The sequence below is a fragment of the Legionella brunensis genome, from assembly GCF_001467025.1.
GTDB lineage: Bacteria > Pseudomonadota > Gammaproteobacteria > Legionellales > Legionellaceae > Tatlockia > Tatlockia brunensis.
This window is the reverse complement of the sequence record NZ_LNXV01000036.1, coordinates 95,539-119,397: the sequence shown is the minus strand read 5'-3', so window position 1 is coordinate 119,397 and position 23,859 is coordinate 95,539. Positions and strand designations below refer to the sequence as shown.

Below are 23,859 nucleotides of genomic sequence, written 5' to 3'. Positions count from 1 at the left end.
AGAGTGATTTAAAAGAGCTTAAGACGACCGTAGATGAGCTCACGCAAACGAATGAAGAGCTGCTAAGCAAAGCACAACAGTTAGAAGAGGCGAATAGCGAGCTGTTGGTCAAGGTTTCCAGTTTAGAAAAGCAAGTCGAGACTTATAAGGAAAAAGTTGATGAGTTAATCACGTCGCTAGAGGAAGAGAAGAAGTTAACCAAAGAGTTAGGTGACCAACTTTCAGAGACGAAGGTGCAACTGGAAGAGAGCCAGTTGAAGTCGAAGCAGTTAGAGCAAGAGATTGATGAGACGAAGAAAAGGCATGAGGAGGAGCTCAGTGACTTACGCTCAGAAGTTGAGAGTGCGAAAGAAGGGAAATCAGAGGCTGAGGCAAAGCTTAGATTAGCGCAAGAAAGGCATGCCAAAGAGTTAGAGGATATCACTAGCCAGTTAGAAGCGAGCCAGCAAGAAGCAGAGGAATTGCTGGTGAAACTGCAAAATCAAGGCGAGCAGTTAAAAGAGAAGCTACAAACGATTGAAAGGTTAAGGGTAAGTCTACAACAGTTAGAGCAGGAGAAGGCTACCTTAACTGAAAAATTGTCAGAAGAAAAGAATCTGCGAGAAAGTGAGCGTAAGCATCTGGAATCGTTATTGGATACAGAGACACAGGCGAAGCTGAAAGCGGAGAGTGATTTAAAAGAGCTTAAGACGACCGTAGATGAGCTCACGCAAACGAATGAAGAGCTGCTAAGCAAAGCACAACAGTTAGAAGAAGCTAACGAACTTCTTAAAGAGGTAGTTGCGGATTTACGCAGCGAAATTAAAGGTTATAAAGAAGATATTGAGCAAGGGAAAAAAGAGTTAGCAGAAGAGCGTCGTAAAACAGAGAAGGCTAATGAGGCTTTAGAGAAAGAAAGAGAGGTTACTCAACGGCTGAAAGAAGAAATAGAGTCTATGCGCTTAGAAATGGATCGTCTTCGCGAGGAAATGGAGCGTCGTGAAAAGAAAGTTGATGAACGTGAAAAAGCAGTGGAATCAAGAGAGCAGCAGGTTAAAAGACGTGAGAACGAGGTTGGACAACGTGAGAGTAATGTTGGGGTGCGTGAAACAAAGCTTGCGTCAAAAAAAGACGCATTGCGTGAAGCAAAACGTGCTCACAAAGAAAGAATTCGTCAACATAGTGAAGAGAGGCAGCGTCATGAAGAAGATTTTCGTCGACGTGAGGCAGCTATATTGCGAAGAAGAGATCCAGAAGATCCTCAACTAGTAGCCCAAAGAAAAGCGATTGCTAAGTTAAAGGCTCGCATTGGAGTAAGCAAAGACGATGTATTATTAATCAATGTCAGAAGAGCTGAGAATAATAATGATCTAATTGAGGCAGGTTTAAATCGTAGACTAGTATCTTTGTTAGGGACGAACGACTATCTGACTATTGCTGATGCAGCTGATGAACGCTTAACAGCTCTTCGGCAAGCACGTCTCCAGAAAAAGACAAACCTTTTAGGTGCAAATTATCAGCGTATCTTAAATCATGATAAAGATGAATTGAGAGATATTTATAATCATCTTAAAAATATCACTACACTCGATAAAGGTATTCAGAGTGAACTTAAATATCTGGCCAAAACGTCGCCTATTCACTGGTTTAACCCAGGATTCCAAGCTGCAGCTAAGAAGCATGCTGAAGAAATGGCTCCTCATTATGCTAAATTGGCCGATGGTTGTAGTGTTATTGTCGATTATTTGAAGCCTTTAAGCCATGAATTGAATGATCAACTAAAAAGTTTACCTGCACCTGGGGAGATGCGAGGCTTAAACGATGCACAGAAGAAAGCAATTGAGGAACATCGTGCGGTATTGACTCGCTATTTACATCAAGTCAATGAAGAGTTAGCGCTATATGAACCTCTTTACAAGCAATTATATGGCGACCCACACGCTTCACACCCTTTAGTAAAGCAAGGGATTTTAAAAACTATTCAACAGGCAAAAGAGGATAAACATGCGCTGAAGTTTTTATCCTTTGCTAGTAGTTATAGTGATCACCCTCAGGAAGAAAGATCAGCTCATTTCCAAGAAGGCTATGAATCAGATAGAGATGGTAATGTTACTACTGTATCTGGCACTGTCGGAGGTGGAGTTTATTATCGACCTGTTCAATGGGCAAAAGCTGGTTATTTTCGTCAATATGAAATCAATGGTGATAGTGATTTTCATGGATATTTCATCGAAGAGCACTACAGCAGTAATTACAATCCCGCTGAGGGGGATGACTATCAAGAATATCAGTCTGATGTCAAACTCACGCTTAATAAATTTCCGGAAGGACCTGATCCTAATGATCCAGAGTTGATTACGGCTCGTGTTGAATATTCACTTGCAGTCGCGGCACAAATGCTAGCAGGTTATAGTGAACCGCCAAATGAGGAAACCCCTGTCATTTTGCAAGGTGATAATCCAGAAGAGTTACGTTATGTATTTACTGCTTTAGCTACTATTGGTAGAGAAGTGCCTCTCTTCAAATATGACAGTACTGCCATTGCAATTATTTCCAATGCATTCCACTATAGCCAAGAAATGGAAAAGGTCTTTAGCTTGCTAGGATGGAGGGAGCAATTTACTCAGGATTCTTGCTATGAAACTTGCTTCAAAAATCAGCCCTCTCTTAAGTTGTGGCTAGCAGGAATTAAAGAGGCAACTGAACATAAACTAGGGCATCAGAAAGAACGAGGACAAATAAAAAAAGCAGTAGGACAAGTGACTCATACTTTCTTCGGCAATACAAAATCTAAAGAGGTCATTGAGGAGTTAAGACAAATCAATGAGCTTAGAGGCCCTGAATGTGCAGGTTGAGCTAGTTAAAGGCCAATAAGATTTTTAGAAATCAAAGGTGCAACGGGTTTGGTTAAAAGATTAGCCAAACTCGTGGAAGGTTAGCATGAAACTAGTAATAGCCTATCAGCAAGTTAGGCAACAAATGAAGTGGAGTCATTGATAAATTCGACACGGTGTGTCAGATTAAGTCAAAACTAATTCAGTTTAACCATGTTATTTTAACTAAATCCTTTGTGTCGAGCGCTTTTCATTTATCTGTGCGTATTCTTCAATGATTTCTAGTCGCGCGAGTTTTTCATTTGCATATTTAATCCGCGCCTCTCCCCAATGGCCTGCAGACACAATTTTAGCAGCCCAACCAGCAAGTAAAGCAATGTATGCAGACAACTTCCCTCCAGCCACCATTTGGCAGTTCTTGGCTGCTCCAAGAAATTCTTTGTATTCTTTGGGATTATCAATAAGGCGCTCTGTCTTACAGATCAAATTAAACGATTCTACAGGTAAAAGCTCCCCACTTTTTTGTGAAGTAACAATTAATGCCACCATATTCCTGCATGCCTGAGTAAATTCATGAGGATAATCTAAATGTGCCGCCAATTTATCATTAATTCTTTGGTGCCATAGTCCATTTTCTTCAGAGAGGACAGATTGTTTCATCCCGTTAACAATGTCGTCAAAGTTGAGTTTGATGTTATCAATCTCTTTGCGGCAAGCGTCTAATTTTTCTTCTGCACTCTCCCCTTTCGCCGCACAAAAAACTTCCATAATCTGAATCTGCTTCTGTTTTTCTAATTGTAGAAGTTGATTGATTTGTTTGAGATCAGCACGGTCACCTTGTTTTTTCAGCCAATCTTGTAGTGCTGCGTCTTGTATCATACTGCCTTGTCTAACTAAGAGCTCTACAACTTCAAATGAGCCTGTCTGAACGGCTATGCCTAAACCAGTAAACTCGAAATTACCAAAAGAAACGTCATTGTCATCATAAACAAACCCTTTGGACAGCATCTCTTTAATAAAATCAGCATTGCCGTTCTTGATAGCCTCCATAAATGTGTCTTTATCACAAGGTGGGGTAGTTGTCTGCTTGGGAAGCCGCTTCAATATCTCATCAGGATTGTCAAGTAGCTCTGCATGTTTTTTAGGCGTCCCAATAGCATTTTTTCCGTAAGGATTGGCACCCATAAGCAAAAATAACTCTAATAAAGCGGGTTTATTGTGAAGAATAGTACAATGTAGAGGTGTCCATTGATTTCGTCCAGCTTGATTAATATCTGTTTCTGGGTTTTTCACTAATTTAAGAATTTCCTCGTAGTCATCTTGGGTTATTCGCTCGGATAGCTCATGAATAAATTGTGTTGGACCCATGTTAAAGCCTCTGTTAAGTTGACCTATTGCGCTTCATGGTTGCGCAATGGTTTTTAATAGATCAATGTGTTTTTATATTTTACTTTAAAATCCTAGAATGCACAATTAGACTACAGGGGCTGGGAAGGTATGAAGGAATTTAAAGTCGAGAGGCCTGGGAATTAGACTAATTTTATAAGATATCGTGTTTGAATTGATCTAAGGGAGCAACTTGCTCCCTTAGAAGTTTAGAGTGTCATGGAACTTCGCGTTATTGATCTTAATTTTCTGAAAGGGCGTAGTTATCAATTAAACGAATATCACCGATGGTCACGGCAATAAAACGTCTGTTTTGGTAGTCATTGATATATTCGACTTTAATGTTATTTTGACTGAACTCTTGGGCTAACAATTCGCAAGACTTATTTTGGTGAAAAATCCGTGCAAAATTATCGGCCTCTAGCCTTTGTTTGGCTGTGAGTCGATTATTGCGAGAACTAAATGCAAGCCCACTTGTTTCTCGTATTGTAGGACAGGCTTTGATTTCAATGTCCATAAAAAAAGCAGCAACCATTTCCTTAATTAGTAAATATTGTTGATAGTCCTTTTCACCAAAATAAGCGCATCGAGGTTTGGCAAGATTAAGTAGCTTCATAACCACAGTGAGCACACCTGTAAAATGTCCCTGTCTGTATTTTCCTTCCATGAGTTGGCAGAGGTCGGTTTCTTGGATTTGATAGCGGTAACCATCATTATAAATTGCTTCCTCAGTGGGAAGTAAACAATAATCCACTCCCAGCTTATCTAATAAAAGCAAATCTTCGTCCAAGGTACGGGGATAATGAGTAAAATCATCAGGTCGGTTAAATTGAGTGGGATTAATAAAAATACTACCTACAGTTAACTCATTCTCTTGTTTGCTTTGTTTAAATAAAGAAGCATGGCCGGCATGCAAGTTACCCATAGTAGGTACAAATCCTAGTGATACATCGGATGGTAAGGAACGACGGGTAGCTAACCATTCATTCATATTGTGAAAAATTTGCATGGAAGACTCCTAGTGACTAAAACCATTTGTCAAATATTTATAAATCTTGATTCAATGCTATAAATGATACGTCCCGCTATAAAAAACGGGACAAAATAATTGAATTCAGGATATTTAAAATGCATGTTCGCTGGTAGGAAATTGTGCTTGCTGCACTTGCTGGGCATAGGAATTAATAGCCGCCAAAATAACTTCCTTTCCCCGCGCATATTGTTTTAAAAATTTAGGTTTGAATTCCGTTTGTAACCCTAGAAGATCGTGCCAAACCAAAACCTGGCCATCAGTACCTGCTCCTGCGCCTATGCCAATAGTGGGTATTGTCAATTTTTGCGTGATCGTTGTTGCTAATTGTTGAGGAACACACTCAATAACGATGGCAAAACATCCACATGCTTCTAAATCCGCAGCTTGCCGCAATAGTTGGGTTGCTTGTTCTTCATCTTTACCCTGTACTTTATAGCCCCCTAGTTGATGAATTGATTGAGGGGTTAAACCGATATGACCGATAATGGGTATACCGGCTGATACTAAATAAGCAATAGTTTCGCAAGTATCGGCATCAGAGCCTTCAATTTTTATGGCATGAGCACCTGCTTGTATAAGCTGTTTTACATTTTGAATTGTTTCAGCTTTCGAAATGCGATGCCCTAAAAAAGGCAAATCACTGATTAAAAACTGCTGCCCCAAGCCACGAGCAACTGCTTGGGTGTGTAAGACCATCATTTCCATGGTTGCCATAACAGTTGTCTCATATCCATGAACGGCCATCGCTACAGAGTCGCCTACGAGAATGCAATCAACGTGCGATTCGGCGACAATACGTGCAGAAGGGTAATCATAGCAAGTAATCATGCTAATTTTGGATTGTTGCTGTTTTTTGCGTTTGAAATCATGAATTTTCATGCTAGTCCCCTTGCATTTGAGGTAATAGCATGAAGAAAATCAACTGACACGGGTACCTGTCTCATGGATCAAGTCCTCCAATAATTATTATAATTAAAAAAAGTCACCGCAAATTGTCGGTGCCTGATTGATCTTAAAGAACGCGCATGAAATTGCAAGATGCGTTATCATTGTGTTTTAAAATTTTATACAATTTTTATGTTGCTAACAGAAAAACTAGATACTGCAGGTGAACATCCTTTTGTTTTTACAGGTGCACAAGGTGTGTTGGAAGCGATATTAACAGTTCCGCCTCATTTGAATGACAACTACGTCGCCTTTCTAGGCCATCCTCATTCATTGCAGGGTGGAACAATGAATAATAAAGTGGTCACAACTTTGTCTCGTGTTTTTAAAGAACTTGGTATTCCAAGCTTGCGCTTTAATTTTCGGGGTGTTGGACAATCGTCAGGAAGTTATGATAGTGGTCTTGGTGAAAGTGAGGACATGCTCGATTTGGTACGACGTTGGCAGCATGAAAAAGAAAATTCAAAAATGTTTTTTGCTGGATTTTCTTTCGGTTCTTATGTTGCTTATCGTGCTGCTGCCCAATGTCCACACGAAATGTTGATTACGATAGCGCCACCGGTGCATCACTATAATTATCATGAATTTCAACCTGCTCCCTATCCTTGGTTAATTGTCCAGGGGGATGAAGATGAGGTTGTTCCCGCTTCCGTAGTCTTTGATTTTGCAAAAGAATCAGCCAGTACATTACCTGTTATTCGCTTGGCTGATACTGGACATTTTTTTCACGGAAAGTTGCTGGATCTTAAAGCGCAACTTATCGATGCTATTCGCAGACAGGTAACGGTATTATGAGGTTAATACAATGCTATGAGGAGGCCATCGCTCGCGGTGATATTGAAGATGATCCCTTACAGCGCAAAGTCTTAGCCTCCATGCAACGGTTGGCTGAAGATTTGCAATTGCCTCGGCGCTCATGGCTTAATTGGTTGCAAAAGCTACCACAACCGGTTGGACTTTATTTATACGGTCCTGTCGGTGTGGGTAAAACTTACTTAATGGATTTATTTTATCAATATGTCGCAGAGGAGCAAAAAGTACGCATACATTTTCATCATTTCATGCAGCAAGTCGATGGACAATTACGTCGTTTACAAGGGCAAAAAGATCCCCTAAAACGTATTGCTGCAGAGCTTGCAAAGACCATCCGATTATTATGTTTTGATGAGTTTTTAGTTCATGATGTTGCGCATGCTATGATTTTAGCCGAGATGTTACAGGCATTATTTGCCGAAGGCATTGTTCTGGTTGCGACCTCAAATACCCCTCCTGATGAATTATACCTAAATGGTATCCAGCGAGTACGGTTCTTGCCAGCCATTGCGCTTATAAAAACGCATTGTGAAGTCATCTCTTTAGGAGAAAAAAGAGATTATCGTTTGGGACGGGAACCTTTATGTACAGCGTATCTTTATCCATTAAACCTGACAACAGAGAATAGTTTGGCTGAGCAGTTCGCTGCAATTGGCGGTGAAATTGAAGAGGGCGGCAGCTTAGCCGTACAGAATCGTAGTATTCCTTTTGTAAAATGCAGTGAAAGGGCTGTATGGTTTGAGTTTAATGTGATTTGCAATTTACCACGTAGTCAGCTGGATTATTTGGAAATTGCTACGCGCTTTGACACGGTTTTTGTTTCTAATATTCCTGCATTGACGGCAAGCGATACAGTCCATGTTATTTTATTGATTCATTTTATTGATGTGATGTATGACCGAGGAATTCGAGTAGTTATGTCAGCGGCAGTCCCGTTGGAGGCGTTGTATGTCCAGGGGGAAATGAGCCAAGCATTTAAAAGAACACTAAGTCGCCTGCAAGAAATGCAATCTATCGATTATCTAAGACGTCACCCGCGTCGGGTTGCACAAAATATAATGTAGCAGAGTGCAGATGAGGCTTCGCAGAAAGGCCTACCAGAGTCATCTTGGAAATCTGGTAGGTTGAAATCATTAGGGTGCAGGATTGACAATGCTAGCAAAAATTTTGTCTGCATTGTTTGCAGTGTTGGGGTTATTTTCCAGGTTATGTACTATTTGACCCATATTAAGTTTGAAGAAGGCAGATAAGGAGTGTTTCTGGTGCAAGGAATTAAGTTTAATATCGAAGTTTTTGATGGGTACATATTCAGTTTTGCCATCTGTTACTATTTTGTGTGAGAGTATCAGGTGTTTGGTTTTGGCTTCATCAGTATGAATTCCTGCACGAAGGTCTTCAACGTCAATGTCATTTTCTGCAAGGAAACGCTGAAGTGTATAGTAGCTGCCACTGGGTGTTTCGCCTTTGATGGATAAAGCTTCTTCTTGGGTTTGAGCATTAAGAAAATTGGCTATGGCAGAGACCGCTAGGGTTACTGGAGCTGTAATTAGAGTAGCCACAGCACAAACCACAAGCCTGACAATATATAAGGGAATATTCACAATAGCGGCAGGAAGCATTAGCCAGGCAGCAAGTTTATTGTTGTCTTTATTGTCTATGCACCATCTTAGCCACTCGAGTGCTACTGCGGCTATAAACAAAGATGCATAATCAAATAAGCCAACATTTTCTTTGCTGCCATGGAGCACGGCAAAGGCATCTTTAAACTTAGTACCTAAAGAAGTACGCTTTGTGCGGGCGTGTGGAGCATTATTTGTTTCAATGATTCCTAAAAATGGATTGAAAAAACTGACTTTCATGTTAATCTTCTTGGGTTTCAAAAGAGTGCATAATGTAGCACGTTTGCACAAAAAAATAAAAGGATGAAAAGATTATCATAATGATGTTAAAGTCATGGGCGCAAATTTAAGGGAGGAATTGCAATGACAATTAAAACAATCGATGCGGCCACATTAAAAGATTGGCTTGAAAAAAAAGTAGCGGTCCTTATTGATGTTCGCGAACCTGAAGAGCATGCTGCAGAAAATATTTCTGCTGCAATTTCTATACCTCTTGATACTATCTCTGTAAAACGCTTGCCGGATGCAGGGGCAAAAAAATTGGTTTTTCATTGCAAAGCGGGGAAACGCAGTATGAACGCTTGTGAAAAACTGGTAGCTGAAGATTCCTCACTAGAAGTATTTAGTCTTGAAGGAGGTATCGGTGCGTGGGAACAGGCAGGTTATCCCATTAATAAGCGGTAAATAGCATGCTCAGTGATGCCAATTGCCTATACGCGATGTAATATCTCTATGTTTGAGAGAATATTTAGGGGGCATTAAAAATAAAAGGATGACTATTTTTTTTCTAAAATGAGAATGATTCTCGATATCATTTGTGTTACACTTTTACTTTTAGTTGATTAGATTTAACTTCATGCGCATTACTGAGCTTGTAAAAGGCGACCGAGTTCGCTTAGTCGATTTTGGTCAAACAGACTTATTGTATAGAAGACGACTACTATCATTAGGTATTACTCGTGGTGTAGAAATTTCAGTCATTAGAGTGGCTCCTTTAGGTTGTCCCCTGCAAGTTGAAGTGCGCGGCACTTCTTTAACCCTACGTAAAGAAGAGGCGGCAGAATTAATTTGGGAGCGCATATGACGCATATTTTATTGGTAGGCAACCCCAATTGCGGCAAAACCACACTCTTTAATGCGTTAACTGGAGCTAATCAACGCGTTGGCAATTGGCCTGGTGTGACTGTTGAAAAGAAAACAGGTTCTTATTCCTTAAAAGAAACAGTAATCCAGGTAACTGACTTACCAGGTGTTTATTCGTTAAGTTCTTCGACAACCTCTAGCCAGGATGAGCAAATTGCTGCGAGTGCATTAGTAACTTTGGATGCTGACATTATCATCAATGTCATTGATGCTTGTCATTTAGAGCGGCACCTCTATTTAACCAGCCAAATTTTAGAGTTAGGAAAACCTGTTATTCTTGTGTTGAATATGATGGACATTGCTTCACAACGTGGTATTAAAATTGATATTCAAGCATTAGCAAAGCAATTACAGTGTCCGGTTCTTCCTATGCAGGCTCACAAAAAAATTGGGATCGATGTCCTCAATCAGGTTATTTGTGAAAATCCCAAGCCGGCTAATGCGCTTGAGTTGCAGTTTTCTCAGGGAATAAAGGATGTTCTACAAGATTTAGAGCAGCAATTGTCAAAGGTAGGGGTTGTCCGCCAATTGAGAAGCTATTACGCTCGGCGCATTTTAGAAGGAGATAATCATTTACTAAATAGCAATGAAGATATTGCGTGCGTAATGGAAGAAAAGGGGCAAGAATTAGATATTCTCTTAGCGGATGCCCGCTATCAAAAAATTCATGAATTTGTTTTAAACGTTCAAAAAAAAGAAAGCGATACAAGCGAGCATTTTACAGCTAAACTTGATCGCTTGGTTTTGCATCGCTATTTTGCCTTACCCATATTTTTGACCATGATGTACCTCATGTTTTTGTTCGCCATTAATATCGGTGGTGCATTCCAGGATTTCTTTGATATCACCACAGATACCCTCTTTGTTCAGGGAAGCGCCTGGGTTTTACAACAACTTCACATGCCTAATTGGTTGATTGCCTTAGTTGCAAATGGCATTGGTAAAGGTATTAATACCACGCTAACCTTTATTCCAGTAATCGCTGCAATGTTTTTCTTTTTGTCTTTATTGGAAGCTTCTGGCTATATGGCTCGTGCTGCATTTGTAGTTGATAAAATCATGCGTGCTTTAGGTTTGCCAGGAAAATCTTTTGTACCGATGATCGTTGGTTTTGGTTGTAATGTTCCTGCCATCATGGCAGCGCGAACACTCGACTCAGAAAGAGATCGATTACTAACAGTGATGATGAGTCCATTTATGTCTTGTAGTGCTCGCTTAGCAATTTATGCGGTATTTGTTGCTGCTTTTTTTCCAACGGGTGGACAAAATGTGGTTTTTTCTCTTTATTTAATGGGTATCTTGATGGCGGTGTTAACGGGCTTTGTTTTACGTAAAACAACGTTGCGCGGCCAGGCATCTCCTTTAATTTTGGAGTTACCAGCTTATCATAAGCCGGCTTTAAAACGGTTGCTAAAAGAAACCTCATTGCGTTTACGGCATTTTGTGATTCGTGCAGGTCGTTTGATTATTCCTGTTTGTGTCATTTTAGGAGGATTAAATGCATTAACTGTTGAAGGAGGAATCAGCAGCGGTGAAGCAAATACACATTCGGTCTTGTCTTTGCTAGGTCAATGGTTGACGCCTATTTTTGCTCCTATGGGGCTGCATCAGGATAACTGGCCAGCAACAGTAGGATTATTGACAGGCATGCTGGCAAAAGAAGTGGTTGTTGGCTCTTTAAATACGCTGTATGCCCAACTTGGCCACTTAGGCCAAATTTCTGCTGCAAGCTTTGATTTTTGGGGATCATTACAGACAGCATTGTGGTCAATCCCTCAAAATTTAAGTGAGTTGGGACAAGCTCTCTTAAATCCTTTGGTCGCAAGTGCTCCTGATAATGAAGTATCGCAATCCGTTTATGGGATGATGGTTGAACGTTTTGATGGAAAGGCTGGTGCTTATGCCTACTTAGTATTTATTTTGCTCTACATTCCTTGTGTTTCTACTATGGCAGTTATTCGCCAAGAGGCGAGCAGTAAATTAATGTGGTTTTCTATCATATGGTCTTTTGTTGTTGCTTATCTGAGCGCAGTATTAGTTTATCAATTGGCCACGTTCACTTCCCATCCACAACAATCCTTAGCTTGGGTATTAATTATTACCTCAGCTGTTATTATCTCATGGGGCGTTTTACGTCAATTATCTTCCGGAGATGAGTATGTTACTGCAAATACGTGATTTTTTAAGACGAGAGCAGGTAGCTAGTAATCAGCAAATAGCACGTCAATTTCACATAGATATTCATACTTTGCAACCGATGTTAGATATATGGCTTAAGAAAGGGATTATTGAGTGTTGCCAAGAAAAAAGCCCTTGCCAAAGTCGTTGCTTTAAGTGTAAAACGCAGCCTCCTGTATATTATCAATATAACAATACGAAAAAATAACAGTTATTTTACAGTTTCTTGAGTCTTTTAGCGGTGCTTGATAACTTATTTTGGGCTAAGATAGTTATATCAAATGCTACATAGGTGTTGAAATGGTTAACGAAATGTCCTCTGAGGAATATACTGCACTAGCAGAGGAAGGACGAAAACTCTTATCCGAAAATGAGACTGATCCAGTTTTGCTTATTGAGCAAATCTATCAACTCTGGTGGCGTTGGGCTGATTTTGAATTGTTTATCATTACTCCGACCATTCAAATAATCTCTCCTCCACTTGTTGTAGAGCCGGAACCCATAGAGGGCTCTAATGAGCGCGAATTTGTTTATGCAATTCATGATCATGGCTTTAAATTAACGACATCCAAAGGGGCAGATATGTATTCTGCCGGAATGTCAAACTGTAAATTGTATTATACAGTTGAGAAAATGATTCACTTGTTGATAGAACGTCTCAAGAGTGGCGGCATTAGTCAGGAAACAGAAGTTCAAGTGGCTTTTGGTGGTCATGAGCTGGCGCAACGAAAAGCATTCGAATCGGTCATTAATCTAAGTTATAACGTTGTGGTGACCAATTTTGACCCAGGAGCATGGGGAGAACGTTATCTCCAGTCTGTAAAACGCCTTGCAGACCGCGGTTATGGTTATCCCCCTGAAGCTCCACGTGACAATTATCGTCACTCTCACGGTACTCTTCCAGGTTTATCCCGTTAACAAATGCTGTAAAAACTTCAGGCTCATAATGAGCCTGAAGTTTTTTAGTTATAGATAAGATGTTGTCATATCTGAGCCAGGATTAGATGACACGTTACTAACAGATTGTAATTCAATTTCTTGAGCAATAACGACTATCTTGTCGACTTCTTCATTGAGAATATGTTGGATATTCGCCTTATTTGTTAATGTAGCATCGTTGTAGCTAAGTAACTGCGAAACATCAATAGGCGACATTTCTGCAATTGCTGTTGTGATTAAACCACGAGTCTCTTCATTAATAGTGGTGAACGCTTCAAATCGTTTAATTAACTGCTGGGTTTCGTTAAGTTCTTCATCAACTTCCTCTTTGGGAGATTGGATGCTCTCATGAAGCTTTTCCCACTTACTAGAAGGGGGTAGTATAACAACTGTACCCAATGTTTTTTGATGGGTGAGATTAATTGCTTGCTGACACGCTTGAAGTTTCCCTGGTGGGATCTCAATAATTAGTGGTACATTCATTGTGGGTGTTGTTTTTAAACCAAAGGTTTCTTGAATCATTTGCACTTGACTTTCTGTTTTGGCTGTGAGGCGTAAGGATAGTCCAGTGTTGGGACGCCATAAGAACTCAAGAAGGCCTGCTTGCTCGGGAATTTTATCACTAAGCAAGGCATTAAGACGTGGCAAAGTTTCTTTGGTGTAACTGGACTTTAAAGCAGGTAAAGTGATTAAGCGGAAAGTTGGTTCTGTCAATAAATCTTGCCTTTTAACTTCGTACTGTTTATCAACGCTAACCATCAATTTGGCCAATTCTTCTTGTGAAAGATTACAACTTAATCCTTTTTCAGTGACCTTAAACTCAACACCAAAACGCTCATTTAAATCGCTCTGAATAGCCTTATTAGTCGTTGTTAACGTATAGCTGCCATTTTCCAGTTTTGTTAGTTGGAAGGGAATACGTTCGCTTGGTTTTGTAATTTGCATCTGATTGAGGAAAGCCTCTCCATCAGGTGACATGACAGTGGTTGGCGAAACTATTTTTTCCATCTTATCTAGGAAATTGATTTCATCTTTAGTCAACAATAAGCGTTGTGCAAACACATCTAAAATTTGTTGATTACTCACTGTAGCTTTTGCAGCCCATTTATCAATGGTTTTAAGATGATCAACAAGCTCGTCAAAATCCATTCCTGTTTTTTGTGCTTGGGCGATTAAATCCATCTTAATTTCAGCAAAATATAAGTCAAAGGGAGATAATTTGCCGGTGCTCACTTGCATGGATAAATTGTCAATTAAACCTTCTATTGGACTATCCTCAGGACATTCTCTTCTAATTTGCCCGAGACGATTTAATAAGTTTTCTGTAGTCGGTGTGTTTGCTTGGATACGGTATAATTCTTGTCGTAATCCAGGATAACTTTTAAGCACCTCTTCACTGGGGTTCTCACCCGTAATCATTTTCTTAAGGATATGTACGCCTATCATGCGCTCGGATAATGGAGTGTCATAAAAAATACTGTAATTGCGATACATAATATGACGTGCGAAACCAAAGGTTCCTGAGCCTCTCATAAACTCTGGAGCTTTAGCACCGGGATTGGTGAAAGTAAAGTCGTCACGTAGTGAGCCACATACTCCATCGCCCTCATAAGGTTTACCGTAATCAAAGCCATAAAAAGCATTGCCCGCAAACCCTTTATTCTGTCCCTCTTTACCGATGCCATCTCTATCACCGATAGCAATACCAAAAATTAAGTTGCGACCGAGCCCTGGAACGTGTTTTGCCCGTTTAACCGGCGCCTCGAGATCTTCAACTAGAACACCGTTATAATCAGGCTCTCCCCCTCCGTGTAGAAACTCTTTTAATTCTCGCAGGCCATTTTTCCAACCGCAAGCTAATAGGGCATGAGGTCCTGAGGGGCCTCTTATCCAAGTAATTTCTTGTCTTTGGTTTTTGTCACTAAAAATACCGGCTAAGCGAGTGCCGACAAACTCTCGTAGTGCTTCTTTGTTAGCTTTTTTTCGTTCCTTCGCTGCTCCACTTTCAGCGTAGTCAAGCTTGTACATCCATGCACTTAATTTTTCATTGCGAGAAACAGCACCTTTAATTTGTTCACATAACCATGACATAGTAGGAGATAATTCTTTGGGCGCATGTGGATTGGGTGCATAAACATTAACAAAAGTAGCAAAAGCGATTCGTTTATCATTAAGTTTTTGGCTGGGTTCGCCAGATTGCGACTCTATTCTAGCTATGGCTTTTAATAGGGTTTTATAGGCATCTACCTCATCTCCTGTAGCTTCTTCGGGAGGAACTATTTTTAAAAGTTGTTCGAAAAAGGCTTCATCAAGATCAATTGCTCTAAATCCTGGCTCTACCCCACCTGGTTTGCCTCCATAACAGAACTGAGAGTCACCAAACATAGTTCCTATGCGACTTAAATCTTGCTTTTTTAGCAACTTAAGTTGGGATGGGTCGACTGAAGAACCAATCCGGTTGACCGAGGGGCTGATTGTAGGAGACTCTGTCTTAGGCGTTCTTAACTCAGGAGCACTCTTTGATATTTTTGTAGATTCTGAAGAAACGACTTTTGGAGAAGGTAAAACATCTTCCTCTTCTTTTAACGGCAATTTACCCAGTTGCGTCATCATCTGCAATAGTAAGCCATCTTTCTTAAAGTGAAAACTGGGGCCCTTACTAAGAGTGACGCCAAGCTGTTCATCGCAGAATTTGAAGAGGGCTTTGCCTAATTTACTATTAGCCCCACCTGATGATCCTAAAATAGCATTGTATTCAATGGCTATTACGTCAAGAAGAGCAAATATTTTTGCATCCGATGAAAGTGTTATACTGGTAGTTACCTTGGCTATATTCGCCTTTAATTGTTCTACAGTTGATTTGCGGTCTGTTGTAACTTTTATCTTTGAAAGCTCTTCCATGAGAGTTGTATATTCTTTTGCAAAATGCTCTGTTGTAATGGTTGAAACTGAGGGTTTATTGGATAGTAGCTCCATGTAACGTTTTGCAAATTCTTCATCCAGTCCATAATTTTCGCTATCCTCTAGATGCTTAAAGGCCTCTTTATCGAGGTGCATAGCATCAAAAAAATCCTCATCGATTTGTAAATTTTCAAGAAGTAGTTGATAGATAGCATTACGTAATGAAATGGATTCATAGGGCGCATTCACAAAAGTAGACCAGGGTGGAGCATCAGTAGCTATACCTGTCGTGGGGAAGTTAGGATGCCTTAATAAATTATGTAAAGAACGGTAGCCGCAACTCCAGCCATCCTCTTGAGAGTCATCAGAAACAACATTAATTGTCAGGTTTTCATCTGTGACATCGGGGAAAGCGGTATATTGTCGCTCCACATCGTTAACAACCGAGGTAGCATTGTAATGAATTGCATTGTTTAGGATAGTTCTCACTTGAGGGGATACAGGCATTGAATCACGATAATCAACGGTGATTGTACCTGTGGCAGGATTAACGTGAATTAAAGCCTCTGTCCAGTGAGAACCCTGACTACGCAAAGAGCCACTACTCCCGCAATTAATCAGTAGGGGAATAGTATAGGGCTCCTGGCTAGCACCATGTTTTTCACGCTCAAAATGCAAAATCATACCAATGTCTTCTGCATTTAAACGCGTAATGTGGACTCTGTCTCTGACGCCAAGTTTAGTGAGCGCGCGCTCTAAATCAACTTCCCCTAACCATTCTCCTTGACCGAGTTCAGCATTGAGAAATTTTTCTGCTATGCCCAGGTTACTACCTTGCGCGTGTAGGTCTCGAAGGGAGCGTGATTCAAAATGTTGCCTAATTTTGATGCCTTCCAAAATGGCTTCTTTTTCATAAAATCTGGTAGCTGTGGGGGGGATTTCTTCTGAAAAGGCAACGAATTTATCTAACAAGGCTGCTACCTTTGCAAAATGCTCTTTATAGGTAAGGATAGTGCTTTCATTATCACTACCTATCATAGTAAGCGCTAGATTGTCGTCATCTAATTCATAAAAAAAGTCAATGGCTTTTGCGAGATGCTGGTAATTTTCTGGCGTGTCTAACCATGCGTCTTGGTAGGCTTCTTTAAATCTTTCTTGCAGGTATCGTTTAATAATACGGTTTTTCTTATCTACTGCTAGAGTCTTTTTCATTTCGCTTGTAATTTCCATGTCATTTCCTTATTCAGGTGACGAGCAATAGAAAATTTTTGTTGGTATCTCGCCAATTGTTGCTTATAAGATCACTTTAATCCTTTAAAATTAAGCAAAAATTAACCTTTTTGTAAAAAAATAGAAAACTTATCTTTTAATTTATAGTAGCTAATTTGGTTATCGTCCATTGGGCTGATTTTCTTAGTAATAGCGAAGGGAAGAGAAAAAAAAGAATTTTTCTGTATGTTTTTTGTTCAAAACTGCTGTATAATGGGATCCTTTTGACGGAATATAGCTCGTAAGGTATTGCTTCTATGGGAGAAACTGCAAACGTTAATAAAGGACAGCGTGGCACTCTTTTTCCAGTTAAAAAGGACAATGGTGAAACCCTCTACTATTTTAGTGATTTTTCCGAGGACTTAGGGAGTGGAGGAGCTGGAGATGTTTATAAAGGGTACCTTTGCCACATAAAAGTACCTAAGTCAGTCTCTATACCCACGGCAATTAATAAAGACGAACTTATTATCGATGAGCATGCTCCCGTCGCCATAAAACTTTACAAAAACGGACAAACTCCATCCTCACATCGTCAACTCAATGGTTCTGTATTGGTTCATAAAGATGGTAGAGTTATTTTAATCAGAGAATTCATTGATGGATTTCAGATTCAGCCTGATATTGAGGATAATCCTCAAATTAAGGAATTAACTTTTTTTCAAGCTGTTGACATCGCTTGGCAGCTGGTTATTTCATTAAATGAACTGCATTATAACAATACCAAAGGACGCTCAATTGTTCATGGTGATGTTAAGGGCTCAAATGTCATAATAAGGATTGTTAATTTAGTAAAGCTCGCTCATCAAGCTAACGATGCCCCCCAATTAAAGATTGATGTGTTTTACTTAGATGATGATTTTAGTAAGCCGATACTCCGTTCCCGACAAACGTCACAAGGCACACCGGAGCATTTGGCTCTGGAAGTACTAGATGGGTTGTACTCAGAAGAGAGTGATTTCTATGCCTTAGGTCCTCTTCTTTTTTCACTCTTTGGTGCCAAGAACCCATTTAAAGAAATTTTTGAGTTTAGGAAAAGTCACCCCACTATGAAACCAGAAGACCTGGTAAGGCACTACATTGAGATAGGTTTCTGTGCAGAAGGTTTATTCGAGCATTTTGCTAGTAAACCTGATGATCTTATTTTAAATTTGGTAAAAAATTTTTTAAAACAGATTGTTGCTAAGGATAAACACCAACGTCCTTCCCCTGATGCTATCCTGGAGTTTTTTACCGCATTAAGACAATGGTGTTTAGCTTGTCAAGATAAAGAAGCTGTTGCTAATTATCGTTTGCGCCTAATCATTGCTGCGAATGATGCCAGCTGGTTAAAGGATGAAGAACAGCAAAAGTTATTCCTTGCATTGGATAAAAATATACAAACCCGTTTAATTAATTTGATGACTGTAAAAGTGCGAAGTCAATGTTTAAAAATCTGCGAACATCATGATTCCCAAAATAATTATCTGGTACATCATATAGTTAAAACTAGTCTCCAAGACTTGGCACATGAGAGTCAATTGCGTGAGCCTTCTTTCCTAAAATCATTTTTTAAGCATTCAGTAACTCCAAAAGAACTAAAATGGTTGCTCTCTTGTTTCGAGCATCAGGACTATGAAGAGTTTTTTTCACAACAAAAAGCCAATTTACGAAAAGCATTGCTGCAATGTTCGCAAAGCGAGATAAAAGCTCTCGTTTCGGTGATTGTGCCGGGGTTAGAAAATATACGATTGTTAGCTCAGACTCAGGAAGAGCAGATAATATGAAATGCTTTATCGTTCTTCATTATTGATCGCTAAAAAGACTTAAGCTTGGTTTTTGTCCAACGATAAAGTAGCTGTTGCTGGTTTTTGAAACTCAATAGCCCGCCGAGGAGGGCAGGAAAAATTAAAAGTAGACGTCCTATCGCTTGTTGCCAACTAGGCCTCCCTAGATCAGTTTGTAATTGCAAACGCCAGGCGCGCATACCAATAGTTTGTCCCCCATAAACAACAGACAATAGATAATAACCGATAAAAAGGCCAAGCAAAGAAAGCTGATACCAGCGAGTGGCTGGGGGGATAGCAAAGCCATGATTGGCTATAAGACAAAGGGTTGTAAAAGCAAAAAACAGAGCAATAATAATAAAACTATCGTAAATTTGTGCCGCCAGATATTTAAACCACATAAGTCTATTTCCGTTCGCTCATGGCCTTGGTGCCCAGAGAGATTTGCTCTAGACAATCTATATACAATTGACTCAAGTCCAAGCCAAAATATTCTGTTTCTTTAAAATGCTCCCAGTGACCTTCCTCATAGGCAATGACAATGTCAAGAATTTTGCCAAGAGGGCCTTTTCTCGATAACAAAGCAAGTTTAATTTCTGCTGCTAAAGTAATTTTGTCAATCAAATTTTCCAGAGGGGTATCCATTAAACTGTCTAAAACTGACAATAAACCAGCTGTGTAGGCGCTTTGTGCACAAAGGTCGGGTTGTGTTTCAGCAATTTTTTGTGCCATTTGCGCGCGAATTAAGCCTGACTCTACTATCTGCAAAGGTTTGTTCGATACATTGGTCATTGATAAAACCATAACCCAGTTTTTTAAATTAAAAATACCCAGTCGCACAACAGCTTGTTGTATGGATTCAATGTCTTGATACCCTGAAAAAGCCACGGAGTTGGCCACTTTTAACAATTGATAACTAAGCATGGGGTCAGTTTGAATAAGATTGATAATTGCATCCATGTTAGTTTCTTGTTGTTGTAAGGTGGTAATTAACTCCAGGAGATTTAATTTATTGGCAGCAATTTCTGTTTTTTCCGGTGCTTGCGGATGGAAGAGAAAGTCCCCACAATAAAAATCCATTCCCATGGCTTTAGAACGCTCAAAGCTGTTGGGATGGCTAAGATCATAGGCTATGACTTTTCGTTGCTTTGCCTGGCTATAACTAACGACCTTAGTAACATTTGCTGCAGTCATTAAATGCTCGCTTAGCGCAACATAGTCCGCGAAATTTAACCAGGCGAGCTGCTGTGGATTATCAATTAATAAGGCTAAACGATAAGGTAATGATTCCAGTTCTTTTCGCGGACAACTGGTTTCAATATCACCGGCATGCAACTTAAGGACAATCGGTTGCTCTATGGGAGTTTCAGGATGCTCTACCAAAAATTTAAGAGCATAGGGGATAAATAACGGGAGGTGCTTAGCGGTATTGCGTTGGATTGTTGCAAAGTGCTCAAATAATTCGCCATGCTCCTGTGCTTGTTTATTAGCAATGATCTCAATTGCAGCACATTCCAAGCGCTGATTATAGATGGTGCGCTTAATTAGCATGGCTAATTTCCCTATAACCCTTTTATAGAAAGCATAGTACGGGAATAGAAAGATAGCTAAAAAGAAGACTCTAACAAGGTTTGAACTTTGCGCAAAAAATACAGAGTGGTATACTGCCCAGGTTTTTTGCCGGAGCATTGAGCTTGAGGTTTGAACTAAAGACACTTGCTTTAGAATTTAAGACAAGCTTGATAAATTTGGCTATGACTGATAAAGACTGATTATGTTATATTTATCATATTTTTATTTTAAGGAAGATTTTGACAGTGAATCAAAAAAGACCAATAAATCTTGATTTAGGAACCATGAAATTCCCGCCTATGGCTATTGCTTCGATTTTGCATCGAGTCTCTGGCTTAGTTCTCTTTTTATTAATGCCGGCAATGCTTTATTTTTTGAGTATGTCACTTCACAGTAATGAATCTTTTGTGGAGCTTCAGCGTACAATATATAGCAATCCGCTGTATAAGCTTGTCTTGTGGGCGTTTGGTGCGGCGCTTATTTATCATTTACTTGCCGGTATTCGTCATTTAGCGATGGACGTAGGATATGGTGAGCAGGTGAGCTCTGGTCGCCGCAGTGCAATTTTAGTGATCGCTTTGGCAATAATTCTATCTCTCATTCTAGGATTCTGGATATGGTAACCAATATTACAAGCTTAACTGGAAATGGTTTAAAAGATTGGTTAATTCAACGAGTAACCTCCATTTATTTTGCAATATATTCAGTATTTTTATTGGGCTATCTAATAGCTCACCCTCAGCTGAATTACGTAGATTGGTACAATCTGTTTCATCATGTTGGTTTTAAAATAGCAAGCCTCCTTGCCATATTTGCAATGTCATTGCATGCGTGGATTGGAGTTTGGACAGTAACCACCGATTATATGAAATGCACAGCTCTGAGATTGACTGTTCAAATGTTGGTTGTTCTGTGGCTGCTTAGCCAATTCGTCTGGGGCTTAATGATTTTGTGGGGGCAATAAGCATGGCAATTGCACGTGATAAATTTGATGCTGTAATTATTGGTGCAGGTGGAGCGGGCATGCGGGCAGCTCTACAATTAGCTAATTCGGGGTTAAAAGTTGCATTATTATCAAAAGTATTTCCAACGCGTTCACATACAGTGTCCGCACAAGGAGGTATTACTGCTGCCCTCGGGAATGCGGATGAAGATGATTGGCGTTGGCACATGTACGATACGGTGAAGGGAGCTGATTATATCGGTGATCAAGATTGTATCGAGTATCTCTGTAAAACAGGTCCTGAAGCTGTTTATGAACTTGAACATATGGGTTTGCCTTTTTCACGCATGGACAATGGTAAGATTTATCAGCGTCAATTTGGTGGCCAATCTAAGAATTTTGGTGGCGAGCAGGCAGCGCGAACATGTGCTGCAGCGGACAGAACAGGTCATGCTTTATTACATACACTGTATCAACAAAATTTAAAGGCTAAAACACACGTTTTTAGCGAATGGTATGCGCTTGATTTTGTTAAGGATGCTCAAGGGCGTATTGCTGGTGTAACTGCCATGTGCATTGAAACTGGCGAAATTGTCTTTTATCAGACACGTGTTTGTATACTTGCTACCGGTGGTGCGGGGCGTATTTATCAATCAACGACCAATGCCTATATTAATACTGGGGACGGTTTTGGTATGGCTTTGCGTGCCGGTCTTGCTCTTCAGGACATGGAAATGTGGCAATTTCATCCTACCGGAATCGCTGGTGCTGGTGTTCTGGTTACTGAGGGTTGTCGGGGTGAGGGAGGTTACCTAATTAATAAAGATGGTGAGCGCTTTATGGAGCGTTATGCTCCCCGAGTTAAAGATTTAGCTTCGCGTGATGTCGTTGCGCGGTCGATGGCTTTGGAGATTCGTGCAGGCAAAGGCTTTGATCCGAAGGGTGTAGATCACGTCAAATTAAAACTGGATCATCTGGGTGCCGATTTAATTAAGTCAAAACTGCCTGGTATTCGTGAATTGTCATTAAAATTTGCAGGGATCGACCCTATTGTTGAACCTATTCCTGTTGTTCCCACCTGTCATTACAGTATGGGGGGAATTCCCACGAATATGCATGGGCAGGTGCTTACCAAGAAGAATGGAGCAGATCATATTGTTGAAGGTCTCTATGCAGTAGGTGAGTGTGCCTGTGTTTCTGTACACGGCGCTAATCGGTTGGGCGGTAACTCTCTACTTGATTTGGTTGTGTTTGGGCGTGCTGCGGGTCTTCATGTTGAAGAGTTATGGCAATCCAACCAATTGCCCGAAATGCCTTACATTACTAACGATGATATTGATGCTTCATTGACCCGTTATTATCGCTGGGAAAATTCCACTGAGGGCGAAAGTCTCACTGCTATCCATGATGAAATGCAGCGGGTAATGCAAGAAGACTTTGGTGTATTCCGTACAGGTGAAGTGATGGAGAATGGCCTCCATCGACTGCAAGCCTTGCGTGAACGCTTAAATAACGCCATGCTTAGTGATAAAAGCAAAGTCTTTAATACTGAAAGAGTTGCTGCTTTAGAACTTGATAATTTGATGGCGACAGCTTATGCCACCGCTAAATCTGCGTTAACACGTACTGAAAGTCGTGGTGCTCATAGTCGCGAGGATTATCCGGCTCGTGATGATGCTAACTGGATTAAGCACACTCTATATTTTGAAGAAGGTGATAGCATTGATTTTCGCCCTGTAAATACATCACCTAAATATGTCAAGGCATTTGAGCCTAAAGAACGAGTTTACTAGAGAGGATATACCGTGGCTGACATAAGAAATCTGAGCCTGTCTATTTATCGATATAATCCAGAGGCAAATACCGAGCCTTATATGCAGGATTATGAAATAGCAATCCCAGTCAAAAGTGATCCGATGTTGTTGACGTTGCTTGAGCGTCTAAAAGCTGAACAAGATCCAACGTTAGCGTTCAGGCGGTCTTGCCGTGAAGGGGTCTGTGGGTCTGATGGTATGAACATTAATGGTACCAATGGTTTGGCTTGCGTGACGACTCTTTCGCAATTAAAGACGGATAAAATAGTAATTCGTCCTCTGCCAGGATTTCCTATTGTGCGGGATTTGGTCGTGGATATGACACAGTTTTACCAACAGTATGAACGCATAGAGCCTTATTTACAAAATGATGGCGTGGTGCCTGCGCGTGAGCGTTTGCAATCACCCGCTGAACGTGCTCAACTCGATGGTTTGTATGAATGCATTTTATGCGCTTGCTGTACCAGTTCTTGTCCCTCATTCTGGTGGAACCCAGATAAATTTGTTGGTCCGGCAGGACTTTTGCAAGCACGACGCTTTTTGGCAGATAGTAGGGACACAGCTAAGCAACACCGTTTGGATAAATTACAAGATCCTTTCAGTGTATTTCGTTGTCGCTCAATTATGAATTGTGCGAGTGTTTGCCCGAAGGGACTCAATCCGACCCAAGCAATTGCCGATATTCGTAAGCAAATGCTAACTCAGGAAACTTGATAGCGATTTTTTTG

At 40.3% G+C, this 23,859-nt stretch carries 20 protein-coding genes; 13 read left to right on the top strand and 7 right to left on the bottom strand.

Features of this window, described 5'->3' with window-relative positions; genetic code table 11:
* A partial coding sequence (locus Lbru_RS14830) for a coiled-coil domain-containing protein (protein ID WP_193786926.1) occupies positions 1–2,834 on the top strand: 2,834 nt, incomplete at its 5' end.
* A gap of 204 nt (positions 2,835–3,038) precedes the next feature.
* On the opposite strand, the gene Lbru_RS14825 is transcribed toward Lbru_RS14830, so the two are convergent.
* From Lbru_RS14825 to panB, 3 genes are all read right to left on the bottom strand, one after another.
* Positions 3,039–4,181, bottom strand: coding sequence for an ankyrin repeat domain-containing protein (locus Lbru_RS14825; protein ID WP_058442908.1), 1,143 nt, complete (start codon positions 4,179–4,181; stop codon positions 3,039–3,041).
* Between the two features lie 259 nt (positions 4,182–4,440).
* Positions 4,441–5,208 (bottom strand): pantoate--beta-alanine ligase, encoded by a 768-nt coding sequence (panC, locus tag Lbru_RS14820; RefSeq protein WP_058442907.1) that lies wholly within the window; start codon positions 5,206–5,208, stop codon positions 4,441–4,443.
* Between the two features lie 114 nt (positions 5,209–5,322).
* Positions 5,323–6,111, bottom strand: coding sequence for a 3-methyl-2-oxobutanoate hydroxymethyltransferase (panB, locus tag Lbru_RS14815; protein ID WP_058442906.1), 789 nt, complete (start codon positions 6,109–6,111; stop codon positions 5,323–5,325).
* A 198-nt stretch (positions 6,112–6,309) separates the two neighbouring features.
* On the opposite strand from panB, the gene Lbru_RS14810 reads away from it, so the two are divergent.
* Both Lbru_RS14810 and zapE read left to right on the top strand, forming a co-directional pair.
* Positions 6,310–6,972 carry an alpha/beta hydrolase gene (locus Lbru_RS14810; RefSeq protein ID WP_058443173.1) on the top strand — a complete coding sequence of 221 codons (663 nt, stop codon included), beginning with the start codon at positions 6,310–6,312 and terminating at the stop codon, positions 6,970–6,972.
* Positions 6,969–8,054 carry a cell division protein ZapE gene (gene zapE, locus Lbru_RS14805; protein WP_058442905.1) on the top strand — a complete coding sequence of 362 codons (1,086 nt, stop codon included), beginning with the start codon at positions 6,969–6,971 and terminating at the stop codon, positions 8,052–8,054. Before Lbru_RS14810 ends, zapE begins: the two co-directional genes overlap by 4 nt.
* Before the next feature lie 69 nt (positions 8,055–8,123).
* Here the strand turns inward: zapE and Lbru_RS14800 are convergent, their stop codons facing one another.
* Positions 8,124–8,849, bottom strand: a complete 726-nt coding sequence (locus Lbru_RS14800) for a hypothetical protein (RefSeq protein ID WP_058442904.1) — start codon at positions 8,847–8,849, stop codon at positions 8,124–8,126.
* Positions 8,850–8,972: 123 nt separating this feature from the next.
* Between Lbru_RS14800 and Lbru_RS14795 the strand changes: the two genes are divergently transcribed.
* The 5 genes from Lbru_RS14795 (at position 8,973) to Lbru_RS14775 (ending at position 12,848) form a co-directional block, all read left to right on the top strand.
* Positions 8,973–9,293, top strand: coding sequence for a rhodanese-like domain-containing protein (locus tag Lbru_RS14795; protein WP_058442903.1), 321 nt, complete (start codon positions 8,973–8,975; stop codon positions 9,291–9,293).
* A gap of 172 nt (positions 9,294–9,465) precedes the next feature.
* The gene (locus Lbru_RS14790) at positions 9,466–9,693 is read left to right on the top strand and encodes a FeoA family protein (protein WP_058442902.1); all 228 of its coding nucleotides are present in this window, start codon (positions 9,466–9,468) and stop codon (positions 9,691–9,693) included.
* The gene (gene feoB, locus Lbru_RS14785) at positions 9,690–11,930 is read left to right on the top strand and encodes a Fe(2+) transporter permease subunit FeoB (RefSeq protein ID WP_058442901.1); all 2,241 of its coding nucleotides are present in this window, start codon (positions 9,690–9,692) and stop codon (positions 11,928–11,930) included. The genes Lbru_RS14790 and feoB overlap by 4 nt, the downstream gene beginning before the upstream one ends.
* Positions 11,911–12,138, top strand: coding sequence for a FeoC-like transcriptional regulator (locus Lbru_RS14780; RefSeq protein WP_058442900.1), 228 nt, complete (start codon positions 11,911–11,913; stop codon positions 12,136–12,138). Before feoB ends, Lbru_RS14780 begins: the two co-directional genes overlap by 20 nt.
* A 92-nt stretch (positions 12,139–12,230) precedes the next feature.
* Entirely contained in the window at positions 12,231–12,848 is a 618-nt protein-coding gene (locus tag Lbru_RS14775) for a hypothetical protein (RefSeq protein WP_058442899.1), read from the top strand.
* Positions 12,849–12,896: 48 nt separating this feature from the next.
* Here Lbru_RS14775 and Lbru_RS14770 read toward each other — a convergent pair whose 3' ends face one another.
* On the bottom strand, positions 12,897–17,000 hold the full coding sequence (locus tag Lbru_RS14770) for a hypothetical protein (RefSeq protein ID WP_058442898.1): 4,104 nt from the start codon (positions 16,998–17,000) through the stop codon (positions 12,897–12,899).
* A gap of 296 nt (positions 17,001–17,296) precedes the next feature.
* On the opposite strand from Lbru_RS14770, the gene Lbru_RS14765 reads away from it, so the two are divergent.
* Entirely contained in the window at positions 17,297–18,802 is a 1,506-nt protein-coding gene (locus Lbru_RS14765; RefSeq protein ID WP_058442897.1) for a protein kinase domain-containing protein, read from the top strand.
* 29 nt (positions 18,803–18,831) lie between these two features.
* Here Lbru_RS14765 and Lbru_RS14760 read toward each other — a convergent pair whose 3' ends face one another.
* Positions 18,832–19,203, bottom strand: a complete 372-nt coding sequence (locus Lbru_RS14760; protein ID WP_058442896.1) for an RDD family protein — start codon at positions 19,201–19,203, stop codon at positions 18,832–18,834.
* Between the two features lie 4 nt (positions 19,204–19,207).
* Complete coding sequence (locus Lbru_RS14755; protein WP_058442895.1) at positions 19,208–20,353, bottom strand: EAL and HDOD domain-containing protein; 1,146 nt, start codon at positions 20,351–20,353, stop codon at positions 19,208–19,210.
* Positions 20,354–20,619: 266 nt separating this feature from the next.
* Between Lbru_RS14755 and sdhC the strand changes: the two genes are divergently transcribed.
* Genes sdhC through Lbru_RS14735 form a run of 4 tightly spaced genes read left to right on the top strand, consistent with a single transcriptional unit; the run spans position 20,620 to position 23,845 of the window.
* Positions 20,620–20,997: a succinate dehydrogenase, cytochrome b556 subunit gene (gene sdhC, locus Lbru_RS14750; RefSeq protein ID WP_058442894.1), complete on the top strand. Its 378-nt coding sequence runs from the start codon at positions 20,620–20,622 to the stop codon at positions 20,995–20,997.
* Entirely contained in the window at positions 20,991–21,338 is a 348-nt protein-coding gene (sdhD, locus tag Lbru_RS14745) for a succinate dehydrogenase, hydrophobic membrane anchor protein (protein ID WP_058442893.1), read from the top strand. The genes sdhC and sdhD overlap by 7 nt, the downstream gene beginning before the upstream one ends.
* Positions 21,339–21,340: 2 nt before the next feature.
* A complete protein-coding gene (gene sdhA / locus Lbru_RS14740) occupies positions 21,341–23,110 on the top strand; it encodes a succinate dehydrogenase flavoprotein subunit (RefSeq protein WP_058442892.1) in 1,770 nt (589 codons plus the stop codon).
* A 12-nt stretch (positions 23,111–23,122) separates the two neighbouring features.
* The gene (locus tag Lbru_RS14735) at positions 23,123–23,845 is read left to right on the top strand and encodes a succinate dehydrogenase iron-sulfur subunit (protein WP_058442891.1); all 723 of its coding nucleotides are present in this window, start codon (positions 23,123–23,125) and stop codon (positions 23,843–23,845) included.
* Positions 23,846–23,859 lie beyond the last annotated feature (14 nt).